The organism is Frankia sp. BMG5.60 (assembly GCF_059428125.1).
This window is the reverse complement of record NZ_CM182091.1, coordinates 7,493,709-7,514,329: the sequence shown is the minus strand read 5'-3', so window position 1 is coordinate 7,514,329 and position 20,621 is coordinate 7,493,709. Positions and strand designations below refer to the sequence as shown.

14 protein-coding genes are annotated in these 20,621 nt (G+C 73.2%); 8 read left to right on the top strand and 6 right to left on the bottom strand.

Annotated features, from left to right (window positions below; translation table 11 throughout):
- Positions 1 to 42: 42 nt before the first annotated feature.
- The 6 genes from AC5R91_RS30810 to AC5R91_RS30785 form a co-directional block, all read right to left on the bottom strand.
- Positions 43 to 1,179: a LuxR C-terminal-related transcriptional regulator gene (locus AC5R91_RS30810; RefSeq protein ID WP_495394791.1), complete on the bottom strand. Its 1,137-nt coding sequence runs from the start codon at positions 1,177 to 1,179 to the stop codon at positions 43 to 45.
- Positions 1,176 to 1,838, bottom strand: coding sequence for a GTP-binding protein (locus AC5R91_RS30805; RefSeq protein WP_495394790.1), 663 nt, complete (start codon positions 1,836 to 1,838; stop codon positions 1,176 to 1,178). The genes AC5R91_RS30810 and AC5R91_RS30805 overlap by 4 nt, the downstream gene beginning before the upstream one ends.
- A complete protein-coding gene (locus tag AC5R91_RS30800; RefSeq protein ID WP_495394789.1) occupies positions 1,819 to 2,190 on the bottom strand; it encodes a DUF742 domain-containing protein in 372 nt (123 codons plus the stop codon). Before AC5R91_RS30800 ends, AC5R91_RS30805 begins: the two co-directional genes overlap by 20 nt.
- A gap of 127 nt (positions 2,191 to 2,317) precedes the next feature.
- Positions 2,318 to 2,737 (bottom strand): roadblock/LC7 domain-containing protein, encoded by a 420-nt coding sequence (locus AC5R91_RS30795; protein WP_009737517.1) that lies wholly within the window; start codon positions 2,735 to 2,737, stop codon positions 2,318 to 2,320.
- Between the two features lies 1 nt (position 2,738).
- The gene (locus AC5R91_RS30790; protein WP_495394788.1) at positions 2,739 to 5,567 is read right to left on the bottom strand and encodes a nitrate- and nitrite sensing domain-containing protein; all 2,829 of its coding nucleotides are present in this window, start codon (positions 5,565 to 5,567) and stop codon (positions 2,739 to 2,741) included.
- Between the two features lie 819 nt (positions 5,568 to 6,386).
- Positions 6,387 to 7,358 (bottom strand): acyl-CoA thioesterase, encoded by a 972-nt coding sequence (locus AC5R91_RS30785; RefSeq protein ID WP_495394787.1) that lies wholly within the window; start codon positions 7,356 to 7,358, stop codon positions 6,387 to 6,389.
- Between the two features lie 152 nt (positions 7,359 to 7,510).
- Between AC5R91_RS30785 and AC5R91_RS30780 the strand changes: the two genes are divergently transcribed.
- The 8 genes from AC5R91_RS30780 (at position 7,511) to dnaE (ending at position 20,294) form a co-directional block, all read left to right on the top strand.
- Positions 7,511 to 8,281, top strand: a complete 771-nt coding sequence (locus AC5R91_RS30780; protein WP_495394786.1) for an enoyl-CoA hydratase-related protein — start codon at positions 7,511 to 7,513, stop codon at positions 8,279 to 8,281.
- Between the two features lie 141 nt (positions 8,282 to 8,422).
- The gene (locus AC5R91_RS30775; protein ID WP_495394785.1) at positions 8,423 to 8,734 is read left to right on the top strand and encodes a DUF6343 family protein; all 312 of its coding nucleotides are present in this window, start codon (positions 8,423 to 8,425) and stop codon (positions 8,732 to 8,734) included.
- 142 nt (positions 8,735 to 8,876) lie between these two features.
- Entirely contained in the window at positions 8,877 to 10,178 is a 1,302-nt protein-coding gene (locus tag AC5R91_RS30770; protein WP_495394784.1) for a DUF445 domain-containing protein, read from the top strand.
- Between the two features lie 1,626 nt (positions 10,179 to 11,804).
- Positions 11,805 to 13,118: a DEAD/DEAH box helicase gene (locus AC5R91_RS30765; protein ID WP_495394783.1), complete on the top strand. Its 1,314-nt coding sequence runs from the start codon at positions 11,805 to 11,807 to the stop codon at positions 13,116 to 13,118.
- A 378-nt stretch (positions 13,119 to 13,496) separates the two neighbouring features.
- Positions 13,497 to 13,673 (top strand): hypothetical protein, encoded by a 177-nt coding sequence (locus AC5R91_RS30760; protein WP_495394782.1) that lies wholly within the window; start codon positions 13,497 to 13,499, stop codon positions 13,671 to 13,673.
- Positions 13,674 to 13,786: 113 nt separating this feature from the next.
- Positions 13,787 to 14,860: an alpha/beta fold hydrolase gene (locus AC5R91_RS30755; RefSeq protein ID WP_495394781.1), complete on the top strand. Its 1,074-nt coding sequence runs from the start codon at positions 13,787 to 13,789 to the stop codon at positions 14,858 to 14,860.
- A gap of 26 nt (positions 14,861 to 14,886) precedes the next feature.
- Complete coding sequence (locus AC5R91_RS30750) at positions 14,887 to 16,572, top strand: pyridoxal phosphate-dependent decarboxylase family protein (RefSeq protein WP_495398093.1); 1,686 nt, start codon at positions 14,887 to 14,889, stop codon at positions 16,570 to 16,572.
- Positions 16,573 to 16,760: 188 nt separating this feature from the next.
- On the top strand, positions 16,761 to 20,294 hold the full coding sequence (dnaE, locus tag AC5R91_RS30745; protein ID WP_495394780.1) for a DNA polymerase III subunit alpha: 3,534 nt from the start codon (positions 16,761 to 16,763) through the stop codon (positions 20,292 to 20,294).
- The last annotated feature ends 327 nt before the right edge of the window (positions 20,295 to 20,621 follow it).

The following is a 20,621-nucleotide window of genomic DNA, read 5'->3' as shown; positions in this document are numbered from 1 at the left end:
CGCCGAGGGCCCCAGGGCGGGCGCAGGCCACCGACGACGGGATCAGAGCCAGCCGCGGCGGGAGGCGAGGGTGCCGGCCTGAAAGCGGCTGCGGGCGTTGAGGCGGGCCATCAGATCCGCGATCATGCGACGCACGGTGCGCACGGAGACACCGAGGTGGCGGGCAGCCGCCTCGTCCTTGACGCCGAGACTGAGCAGGCGCAGCAACAGCCGCTCGGTGTCGGAGGGGTCGTCGGCCGACTCCTCGCCGCCGGTCTGCGCCGCCCCTCCGCCGAGCGGCTCCGCGATCTCCCAGACCTGCTCGAACAGGGTGAGCAGGACGGCGGTGAGCTCGGGCGTCCGCACGAGCAGCGTGTGGCCGCCCGCGCCGACGCCGCCGCGGGCCAACCGAACGAGCCCGACGCGGCCGTCGACGGTGGTGGCGTCCAGCCGCGGGTCGTCGGTGACGCGCGCGTCGAGGCCGTGGGCGGCGACGGTGCGCACGTAGCCGGCGCCCCGTTCGTCGAGGCGCAGCGACCGCGGCAGCACGCTGCGCATCACGACCCCGCGCCGCAGGGCCCGCAGCTCGACCGGCAGGACGTCGGCGGACAGCGCCGCCGACCAGCCCCGGCGCGTGCGTAGGGTGAGCACCTCCCGCTCGGCCCGGCCGACGAGGGTGAGCAGCTCGGCGCGGGCCTGGTCGACGCCGTCGATGCGCTGCACCTCGACCGTGTCCGGACCGGGACGGCCCTCCAGGTAGTCCGAGACGAAGACGCTCACCTGCGCCCGAGCCCGCACGAGCCGCTCGTGGCGCCGGATGAGCTGCTCGTGCTGGGCCTGGAGCAGATGATCCAGGCCGGCCTCGGGATGGACGGCGACGAAGCGTCCGGGCCGGTCCCGGGAGGCCAGCAGCAGGCCGAGTTCGACCAGCCGGTCACGGACCCGACCGACGCCGATCGTCGGTTCCCCGAGCATCTGCGCCGCCTCGGAGACACTCAGCGACCCGTGGCGCAACCAGAGCCGGTAGGCGGACAGGGCGTCGTCGTCCAGACCGAGAATGTCGAGCACCTTGCCCTTCCCGGGAGCGGGATCGGGAACCGGATCGTGACCTCCCCGGCGGGCCGGGGGCGTGGCGATCGGCCCCGCCGCGGGCGGTGCGCTCGTGCTGGTCAGGTCCGAACAGTCGTCCGTGGCGTTCACCCGGACCGCTGCGGCAGGCTCGGCCGGGCGGCCGACTCGGCGGAGACCACGTCGAGCGCATGACGGACCAGCGAGACCAGCGACTGGCGGACCGACTCGCGCTGGCGGGCGTCGCAGAACACCACCGGCCGGCGCGGGTCGAGGTCGAGCGCCGCGCGGACGTCCTCGACGCGGTACTCGCGGGCGCCGTCGAACCGGTTCAGCGCGATGAGGAACGGGATGTCGCGCTCCTCGAAGTAGTCGATCGCGGGGAAGGAGTCCGCCAGCCGTCGGGTGTCGACGAGCACCACCGCGCCGATCGCGCCGAGGACCAGCTCGTCCCACATGAACCAGAACCGGTCCTGCCCGGGGGTGCCGAACAGGTAGAGGATGACGCTGTCGACGAGCGTGATCCGCCCGAAGTCCATCGCGACGGTCGTCGTCGTCTTCGAGCTGACCGAACTGGTGTCGTCGATGCCGATGCTGGCGGCCGTCATCGCGGCCTCCGTGGTCAGCGGCGGGATCTCGCTGACCGCGCCGACGAACGTCGTCTTTCCGACGCCGAACCCGCCGGCGATGATGATTTTGACCGGATGCGGCGCCGTCGTCTCCGGCGTCCGCGTCCTGTCGGGCCGGTAATCCGTATCCGGCCGGTAGTCCTTAGAGTGCCTGTAGTCCATCGAGCACCTTTTCGATGAGGGCGGCGGAAGGACGATCGGACGAACGGGCCGGTCGGTTCACCGTGACCAGTCCGGCGTCGAGCATGTCGCCGACGAGGACCCGCACGACGCCGACCGGCAGATCCAGCCGCGCCGAGATCTCGACGATCGACTGCACCCGCTGGCAGAGCATCGCGATCGAGCGCTGCTCCACTTCCAGCGTCGCGCCCATCAGCCGTCCGTTGGGCGTGGTGGTCACCAGCGCCACCAGTTCCAGCGTCCGGTTGGTGGGCCGGGTCCGACCGCCGGTGACGGCGTAGGGCCGGACGACCGGACCCGCATCATCGTCGAACCATTCCTCGTCGTGCGACATACCGGTCCTCCTGCCTGAAAGAGCTCCGCTGCCATGACGGTGAGCGTTGCGGTCCGGTCGGTACGCCGCAGGGGTCGACCGGTGGGCCAGATTCGCGGTCGCCCCCCGTCGACCGCCGCGGCGCCGCCTACAGCGGCAGCGCGGACTGCATCTGGGCGCGCAGCTCCGGGGTGAGGAACTCCCCGACCCTCGTCACCAGTAGGGCCATCTCGTAGGCGATGAGCCCGATGTCGGCCCCGGTGCTGGACAGGATCGCCAGGCACGAGCCGTCGCCGACCGCCGTGACGAACAGGAAGCCCTGGTCCATCTCGACGATGGTCTGGCGGACGTTGCCACCGCCGAAGAACCGGCCCGCGCCGCGGGCGAGGCTGTTGAACCCGGAGGCGACCGCCGCGAGCTGGTCGGCGGTCGCCCGGTCCATCCCGTAGGAGGTCGCGAGCAGCAGACCGTCCGAGGACAGGGCGATCACGTAGGTGACTTCCGGAACCTTCTTGACGAGGTTGTTGAGCAACCAGCTCATGTTCTCGGACGGCCCCAGCGGACGCATCTCAGGTCACCTTTCCCACATCGTCGCCGTCGTTGGAAACCTGGCCGTCCGCCAGCCCGCGACCGAAGTTGCTCTGGAAGGACGACATCATGCTGCGGATCTCTTCCGGGCTGCGCTGCGCGGCGAGCTTGCTCGGCTGGTCGTCCGGGCCGTCCCGGCGGAGCTGGGGCGCGAGGCTCGCCCGTCGGGTGCGCCGCGGCAGGCCCACCTCGGTGTGCTCCTCGGGCGCCTGGCCGCCACGCTCCGGCAGGTCCGTCCCGCCCGCCCCACCGATACCGCCGGCACCGCCGGCACGGGCGGGCGGTGCCGGGCGGTGCAGTGGAACGATCTCGTGGCCCGCGCCGGGGGTGTCGCCGCGGCGGGGCCCGGTCGGGCGGTTCAGCGGCGAGGTGAACGGGTCGTTGCGGGCCAGGGGACCGTCGGGCCGGTCACGCGCCTCCGGGGGCGGCCCGAACAGGGAGGTGCGGCGCCCGGCGTCCCGCGCCGGCGGCTCCGGCGGCCCGAACCGATCGGCCTCGGTCGGCGGGAACGGCTCCGGGGCACCCCTGTTACCGCGCGAACGGCGGGTCGGCAGGTCGGGCAGGTCACCGTCGCCCTGGCCGGGGTCGCCGCCCGGCGTGGGCTCGGGGCGCGGCCCGGCCGGTCGCGGCGGGCCGTCCGGGCGGCGGCCGTTGGAGCGGTGCCGGGGGCGGTCCGCGACGAACCAGCTCGACCGGACCGTGGCGAAGACCGGCAGATCGTCGATCAACGGCTCGTCCTGGCCGCGCGGCGCCTCGTCGGGCCGCTCCGGGGCGGGGGCGGCGGTCAGATTGCCGTCCGCGTCGACGAACGGTCCGCCGAACCCGTCCTCGTCGACCGCCGGGCCGTCGAGCGCGGGCACGGCGGCGACGGGCAGCGCCCGCACCGTCGCGGTGCTCTCCGAACGGGTGTCGCCGTCGCCCTCGGGCTGGCGCAGCAGGGTGGCCGGCACCAGGACGATGGCCATCGTGCCGCCGTAGGGCGAGGGACGGAGCTCCACCGAGATGGCGTGCCGCTCGGCGAGACGGCCGACGACGAACAGGCCGAGCCGCTCGCTGGTCGACAGGTCGAAGGGAGGCGGGTTGGCCAGCCGATCGTTGAGGGAGTGGAACTCCTCCGGGCTCATCCCCAGCCCGCGGTCCTCGACCTCGATGACGAAGCCGTTGGACACCTCGTGCCCGTTGACCTGGACCGGGGTGTGCGGCGGGGAGAAGGAGGTGGCGTTCTCGATGAGCTCGGCGAGCATGTGGATGACGTCACCGACGGCGTGCCCGCTGATGGCCCCGCCGTCGATGGGCATCACCTTCACCCGGGTGTAGTCCTCGACCTCGGCGACGGCGCCGCGCACCACGTCCTTGACGGCGACCGGTCGACGCCAGCCTCGCGCGGGCTTGGAGCCCGACAGGACGATGAGGTCCTCGGCGTGGCGCCGCATGCGGGTGGCCAGGTGGTCGAGCCGGAACAGCTCCTCGAGCTCGTCCGGGTCGGTCTCCTTGCGCTCCAGCGCGTCGATCACCTTGAGCTGGCGGTGGATGAGGGCCTGGCTGCGGCGGGCCAGGTTGAGGAAGGTGTCGCCGATGCTCTTGCGCATCGCGGCCTGTTCGACCGCGGTGCGCACCGCGACGGAGTGCACGATGGAGAACGCCTCGGCGAGCTGGCCGATCTCGTCGGTACTTTGCACATCGACCGGGAATTGCTCGGCGGACATGTCGACCTGTTCGCCTCGGTGCAGCCTCTCGACGACCCCGGGCAGCCGCTCGTTGGCGACTTCGAGGGCACCGCGCCGCAGCGTCCGCAGATGCCGGATCATCGGGCTTGCGACCAGCAGCGAAATCACCACCGACACGACCAGGACCAACGCGACCCCGATACTGCCGAACAGTGCGTCACGAGTGGCTGAACTGGCGATGTCCTGGCTGGTGGAGCCCAGGTCGGTCGCGATCCTCCGCTCGACCTGCCGCATCGCCGCGATCTTCTGATCGACGGTGTCCAGCCAGATCTGCTGCGTAATCGTCAGCGGCTGACCATTCTGAACAGCGTTGACCGTGTCGTCGCGCATTGCGGTGGCGGCGGAGATGGTTCGGCCTACCGTGACGTTGTAAAACGCCTGCTCATCCGCGGTGGCGGTGGTCCGGAACTGCTGCAGCCAGGCGTCCTCGGCGCCGGCCGAGCTCTCGATCTGGCGCAGGGTCACGGAATCCGTCTGGCCGAGAATGATCACGCGGGCGATCGAGCCGCGCTGCTGGGCCGCCTCCTCCTTCGCCCGGGAGATACCGACGAGCGTGGTGGCGCCGTTGACCAGCGACGCGTTATCGCTGCCGGCGGTGACGCTGGCGTTGAGCGAAAGGAGGTCGCGCACCAGGTCGTTGTAGAAAGTGTTGTTCTGGTCGACCTGCGCCTGCCGGGCGTCGATCGCCTTGCGCTGCGCGGGCAGCCGGTCCAGGCGCGTCGAGATCGACGCCAGCGTGGCCGCCAGGGTGTCCCGGGCGCCCGAGGGCAGCCCGGCCTCGCCGGCGCTGTAGGTCCCCAACGCCTGGTCCACCGGGCCACGGGCGGCCACGGCGGCCTGCCCCGGGCCGGCGGCCAGGTAGTTGGAACCCACATAGGCGTTCGTCGCGTACCGCTCGGCCTGGAGCGCGGCGACGAGGTCGTTGCCTTTGATCGAGAAGGCTGCCAGCGCCTTGATGCGGTTCGCGGCCCGTACGTTGTCGACGTTCCCCCGCACCTGTATCGCGCTCAGTACCGCCAACGCGGCCAGGGGGACGACGAGAATCACCACGAGCTTCGAGCGGATGGGCCAATTCTGGAGCATCCGGTCCTCTCGTCCGGCACCCGGGAGTTGGGCGCCTCATGTGCGGGGTGAGTGTTCGAGTTCAACGGGTCTTGTCCCCGAAGGACCACGCGCGACAACACCCGGACCGGGGTATTGGAGGCGAGGCCCCAACGCCGGGGGAATGTTCCTGGGGCGCCGACGACTCTAGCGGGCGAATGAAGCGGCCGCGTTAGGGGAGGGCCCCTATAACGGAAGAGCATGACGGTGTTGCACCCCGTGACGGGAATTCGTTCCGACCTGCGATGAGCGATAGGACAGCTACGCATAATGAAATCGACGCAGCCCGGACCAAGTGACATCCATGCACCGGAACTAGCACTGATCGGCAGCATCTGGCAGGAGCCGGCACGGGGACGTCGGCTGGTGGCGCCGGTCCGATAACCGGACTCCCGACGATGGCAACACAAACAGACGAAGTGTTGCCCGAAACACATCCGAACATCCCGGGACGCCCAGCCGGGGCCGGGTCGCCCCATGACCCGGCAATGCCCAGCCGCACAGCATCCGCTGTGCTGCTCGCATACCCCGGCCACCGTGGTTTCAATCCAGCGTCCGCAACGGATCCCGTCATGCGCGGGCAGCGCGGGCGCGGGCAGGCCGCAGGAAGGGTTCGGCAGCCGGTTCACCTGGCCGAAGGGCGCACCGGCCAGCCCGTTCGGGCGGCCAGCCCGTTCGGCCGGCCAGCCCGTTCAGCCAGTTCAGCCCGCCAGGCCGTTTCAGCAGGACAGCACGTTTCAGCAGGCCGACCGTTCAGCAGGCGGCCCGTTCGGCAGGCCGCCCCGTTCGGCAGGCTGTCGGTCAGCCGACCGTCGGGGCCGGTGACGGTTGATCGCCCCGGCTCGCCGGGGACGGCGGACGCACCCGGTGGACCAGCGTCGTCTGACTCACGGTGGCGACCAGCGCACCCGTGCGGTCGTACATCCGCCCGCGCACCTGCGCAACGTTGCGGACGATCGCCTCGACCCGCACGTCCAGCAGTACCCACTCGCCGGTCGGGGGCGCGACGATACGCAGGCTGTTGTCCAGGCTCGTGCCGGCGGCCATGTCCCCCGTGGCCTCGATGAGTCCGACCGGGGCGAAGTCGCCGAGCAGCGCGAGCACCGCCGCGTGCAGGGGCAACCGAGGTCGCAGGCGCAGCCACAGCGCGCTGCTCCCGCCGCCCGGCCGGCCGTCGAGGTCGGTCCGGGCCGGGCGGGCCCACCGCTGCTCGACCAGGGAGATCACGCCGTCGCGGGGGAAGTCCAGCCAGTTCGGGTACTCCCGCGGGGGGCAACCGTCGGGGTCCGGCGCCCAGTCACCGGCCGGCCCGAACCGGCTGACGACGCCGCTCACCCGGCTGAACGTGCCCCCCGCGAGGAACACCAGCCGCCCGGCCGCGGTGGCGCGCACGACGACCTGCGACAGACCGCCGGCGCCCGGGTCGACGCTCAGCTCCACCTCTTCACCGGCGTGCACGGGGGCGAGAAACTGGGTGTGCGCCCACACGCAGTCCCGCCCGCCACAGGCCTGGACGAAGGCGATGGCGGCGGCGAGACCGCATCCGCCCCACAGGGTGCCCCGCGTGTTGAGAAGGTGAGCGTCGGCCACGAAGCTGCCGCGGCACTCCCCCGGGTCGACCGTCAGCCCGAGCAACCCGGCGAGGGAGGTGGCGTCGCGGCGGAGCTCACCGCGGGACCGCTCTGCCCGCCGCGGACCGTCCCCCTGGCCGAGCTGAGTCGGCAGGTCGGCCGCGGGTCTTGGCAGGATGCCGGGTTCGCACGGGTGTGTCACATTCTCATCCTGGCAGGCCCGGTCGGGCCATGCGCCAGGGTCGCCCGACGGGACCCCCCGGGTCTGCTTTCGCGCGGACCCCGCACGGTGACACAGTGTGAGTCAGCCCGCTGCCCGTTCCCAGCACCGCCCGTCGGCACCAGGAGGCCGGTTTGAGCAGCCAGATCGAGACCGAGGTCGCCGACGGCGTGCTCACGGTGCGCATCGCGCGCCCGGACAAGCGCAACGCCCTCACCCAGGCGATGTACGCGGCGCTCGCCGAGGCGTTCGCGGCGGCCGAGGCCGATACCGGGGTGCGGATCGTCCGGATCAGCGGCAGTGGCGGTTCCTTCACTGCCGGCAACGACCTCGCCGACTTCCTGGCCACGGCCGACCTGGCCCCGGACGGTCCGACGATGACCTTCATCCGGACGGTCGCCCGCGGCACGAAGCTGCTCGTCGCCGAGGTCGACGGGCCGGCGGTGGGCATCGGCACGACGCTGCTGCTGCACTGCGATCTGGTGTACGCCACCGCACGCAGCACCCTGGGCATCCCGTTCGTCAACCTCGGCGTGGTGCCCGAGTTCGGCTCGTCCCTGCTGCTGCCGCGCCGGGTCGGGCCCGCGGCGGCGGCGAGGCTTGCGTACTTCGGCGAACCGTTCGGTGCCGCGCAGGCCGCGGAGCTGGGGATCGTCACCGAGGTGCTGCCCGACGCCGACGCGCTGCGCGCCCGGGTCGACGACCGGGTCGCGGCGCTGCTGGCGCAGCCGCCGCAGGCCCTGGCCGCCGCCCGCGCCCTGCTCCACGACGGCGGGACGCCGCCGGTGCTCGAACGCATCGACGTCGAGGGTGCGCTCTTCGCCGAGCGGCTGGCCTCCGCGGAGGCGAAGGCGGCGATGACCGCGCGGCTGCCCGGCCGCGGGGCGTCCCCTCGGTCGGGCTGAGCCCCGCGGTCGGGCGGCACCGCCGAGGTGGGGCCAGGGCCGCCATCCGCGACCCGTACGGTCCCCCGCACGAGCACCCACTGGCCCGAAGCGGTCACGATCCCCGGTTCACCCTGGGCGTGGCCGGGCATACCGGGGATCGTGACCAGTTCCCTGCCGCGCCAGCGCGATCAGGGGGACGTCCTGCCGCGTCGGCACTGGTGGCATCGGCTCTCCCCCGGTCCGGGGGGTGCACCGCCGGCCCGCAGTGCGCTCGGGTTGCGGTTGGCGCTCGCCGTGTTCGGTCTGGTCTTCTGCGGCGTCTCCGCGGGACTGTTCGCCTCGCGCGACCAGCCTGCCGCCGCGGGGGTGCTCGCGCTGCTCGCGCTGGTGGCCGTCGTCGACCTCGCCGTCATCCAGCGCCGGTTTCACCAGCGTTCTCACCCTCGCCGGCCGCCACCTCCGCGACCGTGACCGCCGACCGCCCGTGCCCGCCGATGTCCGCTCCGGCCGCGGGCTGTCCCGCTCCGGCCGCATAAGGTGTCCGAGGATCGGCTGATCAGATCCGACGGGCCCGGGTGGGCGTCGAGGTGGCACGGGAGAGGGACGGCGGCCCATGAGCGAGCCGGTGGGCGGCGGGCGGCCGGTACCGGCCGGGCTGCCCCGGGGCACCGCGGACGAACCTGGGTTGCGCCAGGCGCTGCGCCGGATGCGACTGATCGCCACCGGGCTGCTCGCCGCCGTCGTGACCGTCTATCTGCTCGCGCAGGGCTGGCACAGCCACGGCGGCCCCGGCTGGGTGGCGTACGTGGCCGCCGCCGCGGAGGCCGGCGTCGTCGGCGCGCTGGCCGACTGGTTTGCGGTGACGGCCCTGTTCCGCCACCCGCTCGGCCTGCCGATCCCCCACACGGCGATCATCCCGGAACGCAAGGACGCCCTGGGCCGGGGCCTGGAGAACTTCGTCAGCACGCACTTCCTCGCCGAGGACGTGATCCGGGAGAAGGTCGACGGCATCGGCGTCTCGGTGCGCGTGGGGTCGTGGCTGCGCCAACCGCGCCACGCCGAGCGGGTGACGACCGAGATCGCCGGGCGGCTCACCTCGGCCATCTCCGGGATGAGCGACGACCTGGTCCGCGAGGTCGTGGAGAAGGCGGTGCTGCCCCGGGTGGTCGAGCGCCCCTGGGCGGGGGTGCTGGGCGCGGCGTTGCAGCGGGTGCTCGACGACCGGCTGCACGTCCGGCTCGTCGACGTGATCGTCGCCGAGGTCCAGGAGTGGCTGACCCGCAACCCGGAGGTCTTCACCCGGCTCGTGGTCGACCAGGCGCCGAGCTGGACGCCGCAGTGGTTGGACGAGGCGGTCGCGATCAAGGCCTACGACAAGGCGCTGGAGGCGATCGCGGAGCTGCGCGCCGACCCGGAGCATCGGGTGCGCCTGGCGCTGGACCGGTTCCTCGGCGACTTCGCCGGCCGCCTGCGCGCGGATCCGGGCCTCGGCGAGCAGGTCGAGCAGATCAAGCAGCGGCTGCTGGGGCACGCGGAGGTCGGCCGGGCCGTCGCCGCGATCTGGGCGACGACGCGGACGATCCTGCTCGACCTCACCACCGATCCCACCAGCACCGCCCGGATTCGGGCCACCGACGAGCTGGCCGCGTTCGGGGCGCGGCTGGCCACCGACCCGGAGCTCGGCCGCACCGTCGACCGGGCCGCGTCCGATCTGGCCGCCCGGGCGGTCCACCGCTACCAGGGGGACATCGCCGCGATCATCGGGGACACCGTCGCGAGCTGGGAGCCCGAGGAGACCTCGCGGCGCATCGAGCTGCACGTCGGCCGGGACCTGCAGTTCATCCGCATCAACGGCACGGTCGTCGGCGCCCTCGTCGGGTTGATCATCCACACCCTCACCGAGCTGGTCTTCTGACCGGCGTGGCCGCGACCTCCCGGCCCGTGCACGCGGCCATGCACCTGTACCGAGATCCGCACGGCCAGGCGCACGGGAAAGCGGGCGTGCGTCCAGACGAGCCGCCGGGTGGGCGCGACCCGCACCTGCGCCCGAACGGGCAGGGGCAGTCGGCGGCCGCCACCCACGCCGCACGTGCACACCGACCGGCCGTCCGGCCCGGGTCCGCAGGGCCCCCCGGATCGGGGGGCCGGCCGACCGACCCTCCCCCGGCGGGCCGTCGGACCGGTCACACCGCCCCGCCCGACCCGGGGTACCGCCTCGACGTGGGCCGGGGGGCCGCGCCGACCGGGCCACCCGGAAGGACGGTATCCCCGGTGATCCCGGTGACAGGCTGCGTCACCTCACCTCTTCATCCCTTTGTCCGCTTCATCCCCTTGTCCGCATTCGTCCGCTCGGCCGCACGGCACGGCGCGGACGAGCGCCCCTGCCGTCCGCGGCTGCGCTCCGCGACCGGGTCCGGCCCGGCCGACGACGACGTCGCGCCGCGTGCGGTCGCCGTCTCGTGCACCCGCCCGTTCGGACCCCCACGGCGCCGGCGGTGGCCGCCTCACCCCAAGGTCCCGTCCACCCCGTGCCGGTCGCCACGTTCACGGTGGTCTTCTGGCTCCTCCGGCCGCTGCGGCACCGCACCGGACTCGAACCGGCCGTGACCGCCGTCATCCCGCCGCCGCTGACGGTGTTCGGCCTGCTCGGCGGGCATACGGCCGGGCCCTTCGCCGGTCGGCGCAGGCCGACGTTCCCGATGGTGACCCTCATCGCGTCCCCGGCCGCCACGCCCCTCACTTCCGGTGACGGCCCGCCGATTGTTGCTGCTGCGCAAGCGGCGGGCGCACACGTCATCCGCCGATGCCGCCCACGTCGGGGTGTTCGCCCAGGTCACAGGGGCAGTACGGAGGAGCCCGACACGCTGCGCAACCATCGCCGCCGCGGGTCGGCGCCGACCCGCGGGCCCGGCCGGGACGAGGCGGACGACCGTGCGGACGCGCACCAGCACACCGCCGTTCCGTGACCGCCCGAACCGGCACAGAGGGGTATGCAACGGCTCGTTGCGTGCCGCGGCCCTATCCCGAAGCACGGATCGTCGATGTACCGTGAAGGAGACGACGGCCCGAGCGGCTGTCCGCGCCCGGCTGAATGGTCGGGTGTGCGAGGTCGGTGCGAGCGCCATAGCGGGAATCACCCGCCGTTGGGTCTGGTCGCGGAGCCGGCCGTACCCCGGCCGCCGGACGATGCAACGGGCTGGTGTGGACCTCCTCACCCGTCCAATTGATCTCATGGTGGCCCTGACCTGATCGGCGGATCCCTCTGTCTCAGCACGGAAACTCCCAGTCCCATGCTGCCCATCGCCAGCCCCGCCCGGCCCGTGGCCGCGGCGTCGCAGGCGGTGCCGGACGCGGCGGCGCCCGCACCGCGGGCCGCGGTCCGCGGCCCGGCGGCTCCCGCTTCGGCGGCCCGGCGCGCCCGGCCGCTCCCCTCATCACGACGCGTGAACCCCGACCCCCGGCCGAGTCGTTCGAGGCAGCCGGCCTGCCCAAGCGCCTGATCAAGGCGCTCGCCGACCGCAACATCGCCGCGCCGTTCCCGGTGCAGGCCTCGACCCTGCCCGACGTCCTCGCCGGGGAGAACGTCCTCGGCCGGGCGAAGACCGGATCGGGCAAGACGCTCGCCTTCGGGCTGCCCATCCTCGCCCGGCTCGCCAGCGGTGGTCCGGCGCAGCCGCGCCGTCCCCGCGCCCTGGTCCTCGTCCCGACCCGTGAGCTGGCCCAGCAGGTCAGCGACGCGCTCGAGCCGCTGACCCGGGCGTTGAACCTGCGCCTGGCGCCGGTGTACGGCGGGACGTCCATCAGCCGACAGATCTCGGCGCTGCGCCGCGGCGTGCACCTCGTCGTGGCCACCCCGGGCCGGCTGACCGACCTCGTCGAGCGCAGCGCCTGCGAGCTCGGTGACATCGAGATGACGGTGCTGGACGAGGCCGACTTCATGTGCGACCTCGGCTTCCTGCCCGCCGTGCGGGCGCTGCTCGACGCCACCCCGTCCACCGGGCAGCGGCTGCTGTTCAGCGCGACGCTCGACCGTGAGGTCGAGGTCCTGGTCCGCGACTACCTGCCCGACCCGGTCCTCGTCGCGATCGACTCGGAGACCTCCCAGGTCACCACGCTGGTCCGGCACGCCCTCGAGGCGCCCGACCGCGCCGCCCAGGTCGCGCTGGTCACCGCGCTGGCCGGCGGCTCGGGCCGCACCCTGGTCTTCGTCCGGACCCAGCGGGACGCCGACCGTGTGGCCGAGTCGCTCAGCCGCGCGGGCGTGCCGGCCGAGCCGCTGCACGGCGGGATGCCGCAGGGCGCCAGGACCCGGGCGCTGGCCGGCTTCACCGACGGCTTCTACCGGGTGCTCGTCGCCACCGACGTCGCCGCCCGCGGCATCCACGTCGACGGCATCCGGCTGGTCATCCACCTCGGTCCGCCGGAGGACGCCAAGACCTACCAGCACCGCGGCGGGCGGACCGCGCGCGCCGGCGCCGACGGCGCCGACGTGCTGGTCACCCTGCCCGCCGAGCGGGGCAAGGTGCGCGGGCTGCTGCGCGCGGTCGGCATCGAGGCGCGCCCCGAGCCGACCACGCCGGACGACCCGATCGTCCTGGAGCTCGCCGGCCCGCCGGCCCCCCGGGTCAGCAAGGACGAGATCCCGCAGGCGCGCATGGCCGGCGCGACCGGTGGGCGCGGACCGCGCGTCGGCGCACCCCGGACCGGCGGCGGCCGTGACGGTGAACTCCGGCACGCCCGCCGCGACGGCGGTCACCGCTTCGGCCGATCCGGGACCGCCCACGGCCGGCCGCAGCGTCGCCCCGGCGCCCCGGCGGCGGCCCCGGCCCCCGCCGCCCCGGCCTCGACGGCCTGACCCATCGACGGCCTGATGGCTGACGGCCTGATGGCTGACGGTACCAACCACCGCCGGCCTGACCGGCCAACGGCCTGAACCACCGCCGTTCACCCGCTCCCGACGCCGGCGCCGCCGCCCTGACCTGTCAGGGCGGCGGCGCCGGCCGGGACGGGGCGCCGGGACGGCAGGGTCCGCGCACCCATCCGGACCGCAACACCCGCATGGGCCGCCCCGCCGACCACCCGTGACGGGCCCGCCACCAGCCACCTGGCACGGACACGTGACGAGACAGTCCGGATCTGTGGTGTGAGCAGGGCCACCCGAGGTCTTTGTGTGCCCCGTCCGCTCGATACCGTTTTAGGGACAGGTGTCGGCATCGATGGAAGGAGCGTGCACATGGAGCATGACCAGTCGACCTATCTGACCTCGGGTCTTTCCGGGCCCGGTCCGCGGGACAGCGTCCCCGGCGCCGTTGACGCGGTAGAGGTCGCAGAGATCACGACCGAGAAGATCGCGTTCGGTCCCGTCGCGAACCCGAAGCGGCTGCGGCTCGGAGCCTCCCGCGCGCTGTGACCCCCGACGGGTCAGAATTTCTCCAGGTCGGCCGCCATCGGGCGGCCGACCTTGCGTTTCATCTCACCGATCCCGGCTTCCGGTCGGGGGCGGGGTGGTCCTACCGTCGAGGGATGAGCAGCCCCGAGACGACGCCGCGCGCAGCCGGATCGACCGCATCCACCGGCTCCACCGGTCCGGAGCCGGCCGGCGCGGGGCACGAACGCGTCACGCCGCCGGCCGGCGGTGACGGCTTCCGGTCGTCCTGGGCCCAGCTCGACGGCCCGGTGCATGTCGTCGACTTCGGCGGCCCGGCCGACGGTCCGCTGCTGCTGTGCGTGCACGGCCTCGGCGGTTCCTATCTGAACTGGCTGCCCCTCGCCCCGCTGCTCACCACCACCCACCGGGTGATGGCCGTCGACCTGGCCGGTCACGGCCGCACCCCGGCCGCGGGCCGGCGCACCGACGTCGTGGCCAACCAGGGTCTACTCGACCGCTTCCTGGCCGAGGTCCTCGACACCCCGCCCATCCTCGTCGGCAACTCGATGGGCGGCATGATCAGCGTGATGCAGGCCGCCCGGCGACCCGACTCGGTCGCCGGCCTGATCCTCGTCGACCCGGCGCTGCCCCGCCCGCGCGGCGTGCGCCCGGATCCGGAGATCGCCCGCATCTTCGCCGGCCTGTTCGTCCCCCGCCTCGGCGCCGCGGTCCTCGCCCGCCGGCGGACCCGCTTCACCCCGCGTGAACTCGTCGACCAGAGCCTGCTGCGGCTCACGGCCGACCCGAGCGCGATCCCCGAGGCGGCGCTGGCGTCGATGGAACGCGCCCAGCGGGAGCGCGGCGGGCTGCCCGACGCCGACCAGGCGTTCGTGGGCGCGGCCCGCTCGGTGGTCTGGTCGCTGCTGCGCCCGGCGCCGTTGGCCCACATGGTCCGCACCGTGCCGCAGCCGACGCTGCTGCTGCACGGCTCCGCCGACCGGCTGATCCCGGTGGCGGTGGCCCGCAACGTCGCCGCGCAGCGGCCCGACTGGCGGGTGGAGATCCTCGACGGTCTCGGCCACGTGCCGATGCTCGAGGCCGCGGAGCTGACCGCGGAGCTCATGGCGGACTGGCTGGGTCGCGAGGGCCGCGCGGCGGCCGAACGCGCCCGCGGTCCCGTCGGCCCGGCACTCCCGACCCTGGCCTCGCTGCCGGCGGTGGGGAGCTGACCGGGGCGACCGATCCCGGCGAGGCGCTGCGGTCCGCGCTGCGTGCCGCCGCCGGGCACGCCGACGCCTGGCTCGCCGGCCTCGCCGAGCGCCCGGTGCGCCCGGCGCACAGCGCCGCCGAGGTCCTGGCCCGGCTCGACGGCCGGCTGCCGGCCGGCCCCAGCGACCCGGTGGCCGTCGTCGACGCGCTCGTCGAGGCGGTGGGGGGCGGGCTGACCGCCACCGGCTCGCCCCGGTTCTTCGGCTACGTCGTCGGCGGCACGCTGCCCGCCGCGCTCGCCGCGGACCTGCTCGCCGTCGTCTGGGACCAGAACGCGGCGCTGGCGTCGCTGTCGCCCGCGGCCAGCGCCGCCGAGACCGTCGCCGGACGGTGGGTCGCCGAGCTGCTGGGCCTGCCGGCGGACGTGTCGGTGGGCTTCACCACCGGTACCCAGATGGCGCACGTGACCGCGCTCGGCGCCGCCCGCCAGCGGGTGCTCGCCGACGCGGGCTGGGACGTCGCCGCCGACGGCCTGACCGGAGCGCCGCCGGTGCGCGTGCTCGCCGGCGCGGACCGGCACGCCACCGTCGACGCCGCGCTGCGCCTGCTCGGCTTCGGCACCCGCGCGATCGTCGAGGTGGCCACCGACCGGCTCGGCCGGATGCGCCCCGACGCCCTGCGCGCCGCCCTCGCACCGACCGCGACCTCGACCTCGACCGCGCGCCCGATCGGACAGGCCGGCGCCGAGCCGCCGACGCCGACGCCGACGCCGACGCCGACGATCGTCATCGCCCAGGCGGGGGAGGTCAACACCGGCGCCGTCGACCCGCTCGCCGAGATCTGCGCGATCGCGCACGCCCACGGCGCCTGGGTGCACGTCGACGGCGCCTTCGGCCTCTGGGCGGCGGTGTCGGGGTCACCGGCGCGGCGCGACCTCGTCGCCGGCGCCGAGCTCGCCGATTCGTGGGCCACCGACGGGCACAAGTGGCTCAACGTCCCCTACGACTGCGGGATCGCACTGGTCGCCGACCGGGTGGCCCACCGGCGGGCGATGTCGACCTCGGCGGACTACTTCGTGCTCGACGCGGCGGGGCAGCTCGACCCGGTGGACTGGACGCCGGAGTTCAGCCGGCGGGCCCGCGCCCTCGCCGTCTACGCGGCGCTGCGCTCGCTGGGCCGCGCGGGCCTGCGTGACCTCGTCGACCGGTGCTGCGCCCTCGCCGACCACGCCGCCACCCGACTCGCCGCGCTGCCAGGGGTGACCATTCTGAACGCGACCGGCGCCCCCGCCGGCCCGGGGCCCCTCGTCGCCCTCAACCAGGTGCTGATCCGGGTGGACGACCCACGCCCGGTGGCCGGCCGGACGCACGGCTCCCGGCCAGCGAGGCTGTCCGAGGCAACGGGGTCAGCGGGGGCGGCAGGGTCAGCGGGGGCGGCGGCGCGGGGCGACCGGCTGACCCGGCAGGTCACCGCGGCGGTGACGGCGGGCGGCGAGGCGTACGTGACCGGCACGGTGTGGCGGGGCCGCGCGGCGATGCGGCTGTCGGTGAGCAACTGGGCGACCACGCGACGGGAGGCCGACCGGGCGGTCTCGGTGATCACCGCGGCGATCACCAGCGCGATCGCCGACGCCCGGCGTGAGCCGTTCCAGCCGGACGCCGCGCCGGCGGCGGCCGGGCCGCCCACCCGCCCCCGTGATGCCGATCCGCACCGTGGCGGTGTCCCTTCGTGATGCTCGGGCCGACACGGCGGTGGAGGTGCCGGCGGGCTCGGGCGGGCCGCTAGGCTGCCGGGTAAAGCCCCGTCCATACCGGCCGATCCCCGTGGCGAGCGCACCCGGCGCGCCGGCGTGCCGTCCGCCCGTGACGGGGTGATCGGCCCCGCTTCGACCGGCGTGCCCAGCGCGCGGGAGGGTCCGACGTGTCAAACTCCTTCGTCCACCTGCACGTCCACACCGAGTACTCGATGTTGGACGGGGCGGCTCGACTGAAGGACATGTTCAGCGAGGTGTCACGCCAGCAGATGCCGGCGGTCGCGATCACCGACCACGGCTACATGTACGGGGCGTACGACTTCCACAAGCAGGCCACCGCGGCGGGCGTGAAGCCGATCATCGGCTGCGAGGCGTACGTCGCCCCCGAGTCGCGCCTGCTCAAGCAGCGGGTGCGCTGGGGGGAGCCGCACCAGAAGAGCGACGACGTCTCCGGCGGCGGCTCCTACACCCACATGACGATGTGGGCGCGCAACGCCGACGGGCTGAAGAACCTGTTCAGGCTGAACTCGCGGGCGTCGATCGAGGGCCACTACATCAAGTGGCCGCGGATGGACCAGGAGATCATCGCCGAGCACGCCGACGGGCTGATGGCGACGACCGGCTGCCCGTCCGGCATCGTGCAGACCCGGCTGCGCCTGGGCCAGTACGACGCCGCCCTGCAGGCCGCCGCCACCTACCAGGAGATCTTCGGCAAGGAGAACTTCTTCTGCGAGATCATGGACCACGGGCTCGACATCGAGCGCCGGGTCCGCGACGGCCTCGTCGACATCGCCCGCGCGCTGGACATGCGCTTCGTCGTCACCAACGACTCGCACTACACCTACGAGCACGAGCGCGACGCCCACGCCGCCCTGCTGTGCGTGCAGACGGCCTCGACGGTGGCCAACCCGTCGTTCCAGTTCGAGGGCTCGGGCTACTTCCTCAAGAGCGCCGAGGAGATGTACGGGATCGACTCCTCGGACATCTGGCAGGAGGGCTGCGAGACCACGCTGCTGATCGCTGAGCGGGTCGACCCGGCCGGCATGTTCGGCAAGCGCAACCTCATGCCGCGCTTCCCGGTGCCCGACGGCGAGACCGAGGAGAGCTGGTTTCGCAAGGAGACCTGGGCGGGCATGGCCCGGCGCTTCCCCGACGGCTACGACGACGAGCACCGCGAGCGGGTCGAGTACGAGATCCGGATCATCCTCCAGATGGGGTTCCCGTCGTACTTCCTCGTCGTCGCGGACTTCATCATGTGGGCGAAGGCCCAGGGCATCCCGGTCGGGCCGGGCCGCGGCAGCGCCGCCGGGTCGATGGTCGCCTTCGCCCTCGGCATCACCGACCTCGACCCGATCCCCCACTCGCTGCTGTTCGAGCGCTTCCTCAACCCCGAGCGCGTGTCCATGCCCGACATCGACATCGACTTCGACGAACGTCGTCGCGGTGACGTGATCCGGTATGTGACCGAGCGGTGGGGCGACGACCGCATCGCCCAGATCGTCACCTTCGGCACCATCAAGGCCAAGGCCGCGATCAAGGACTCCTCGCGGGTGCTCGGCTACCCGTACGCCGTCGGCGACCGGATCACCAAGGCGATGCCGCCGGCCGTCATGGGCAAGGACATCCCGCTGGGCGGCATCTTCGACCCGAAGCACCCGCGCTTCAGCGAGGCCGGGGAGATCCGCGGGCTGTACGAGTCCGACGCGGACGTCAAGAAGGTCATCGAGACGGCGAAGGGCCTCGAGGGGCTGATCCGCCAGGCCGGGGTGCACGCGGCCGGCGTCATCATGTCCGCCGAGCCGATCATCGACCACATCCCGGTATGGCGCCGCGACGCCGACGGCGCGATCATCACCCAGTTCGACTACCCGACGTGCGAGACTCTCGGCCTGCTCAAGATGGACTTCCTGGGCCTGCGCAACCTCACCGTCATGGACGACGCGGTGCGCAACGTCGAGGCCAACCGGGGCATCACGATCGACCTGCTGGGGCTCACCCTCGACGATCCCGCCGCCTACGAGCTGCTCGGCCGCGGCGACACCCTCGGGGTGTTCCAGCTCGACGGCGGGCCGATGCGCTCGCTGCTGCGGATGATGCGCCCGGACAACTTCGAGGACATCTCCGCCGTGCTCGCCCTCTACCGGCCGGGGCCGATGGGCGCGAACTCGCACATCAACTACGCGCTGCGCAAGAACGGCCAGCAGGAGATCACCCCGATCCACCCGGAGCTGTCCGACGCGCTCGCCGACATCCTCGACACGACCTACGGCCTGATCGTCTATCAGGAGCAGGTCATGGCGATCGCGCAGAAGGTCGCCGGCTACTCCCTCGGCGGCGCCGACCTGCTGCGCCGGGCGATGGGCAAGAAGAAGAAGGAGATCCTCGACAAGGAGTTCGTCCCCTTCTCGGAGGGGATGAAGACCAGCGGGTACTCCGAGGCGGCGATCAAGACGCTGTGGGACATCCTCGTCCCGTTCTCCGACTACGCGTTCAACAAGGCGCACACCGCCGGCTACGGGCTGGTCTCCTACTGGACGGCGTACCTCAAGGCGAACTACCCGGCCGAGTACATGGCCGCGCTGCTGACGTCGGTGCGTGACGACAAGGACAAGAGCGCGATCTACCTCAACGAGTGCCGTCGGATGGGCATCCGGGTGCTCCCGCCGGACGTCAACAGCTCCAACGCCGACTACACCGCGCACGGCGAGGCCGAGATCCGGGTGGGCCTGGCCGCGATCCGCAACGTCGGGACGAACGTCGTCGAGTCGATCGTCCGGACCAGGAAGGCGAAGAGCCGCTTCGTCTCCTTCCCGGACTTCCTCGACAAGGTCGACGCGGTGGTCTGCAACAAGCGCACCATCGAGTCGCTGATCAAGGCCGGCGCGTTCGACGCGCTCGGGCACACCCGCCGTGGCCTGGTCGAACGGCACGAGCAGGCCGTCGACGCGGTGATGGGCGTGAAGAAGAAGAACGCCGAGGGCCAGTTCGACCTGTTCGCCCTCGACGCCGACGACGACCCGGGCGCCGCGCCCGTCTTCGGCGTGCAGGAGTTCTCCGACCAGGAGTGGGACAAGGCGGTCAAGCTGTCCCACGAGCGGGAGATGCTCGGGCTCTACGTCTCCGACCATCCCCTGCGCGAGGTCGAACACATCCTCACCGCGAAGGCGGACTGCAGCATCGCCGCCCTGACCGGCGGGGAGTACGCGGACGGGTCCACCGTGACCATCGCCGGGATCATCTCCAGCCTGCAGCGCAAGGTGACCAAGCAGGGCAAGCTGTGGGCGCTGACCACCGTCGAGGACCTCGCCGGCGGCCTGGAGGTGATGTTCTTCCCGCAGACCTACGAGGTGTGCTCCACCCAGCTCGCCGAGGACGCCGTCGTCATCGTCCGGGGCCGCCTGGACAAGCGGGAGGACACCCCGCGCCTGATCGCCGCCGAGCTGACCGTGCCGGATCTCAGCGACGCGGCGCTCAGCCCCCCGGTGGTGATCACCATGTCCGCGGCCCGGGTGAACCCGCCGACGGTGGAACGGCTGCGCGAGGTCCTCGGCACCCACCCGGGGACGACCGAGGTGCACCTGCGGCTGCAGACCCCCGGGCAGATCACCCTGCTGCGCCTCGACGACGCCTACAAGGTCCAGCGCACCCCCGCGCTGATGGGCGATCTCAAGGCCCTGCTCGGCGCCGCCGCGGTCGCCTGAGCCCGCCGGCTCCCGGCCCCTCCCGACCCCTCCCGACCCCTCCCGACCCACCGCCACCTGCGGTTTTCCCTACGTCAACCGGACGAATTATTCCCGCCGACGGGATACCGCCATGCGACACCGGACACCGTTCGGACACGGCGTTTCTGGGGGACGATGGGAGCCAGGTAACCAGGTGCGACCGCGCCCCGCGGGGCTGGGCCGACCACGGGCCTTCCGCTGATTGACCGGGGCCACCGGCGTGGGCGAAGGTCCTGGTCGGGCGGGTGCCGACCGGGCAGTCTCCGGCGACGTCCCAGCCGAAGGGACCGCGCACACGACCCGGAG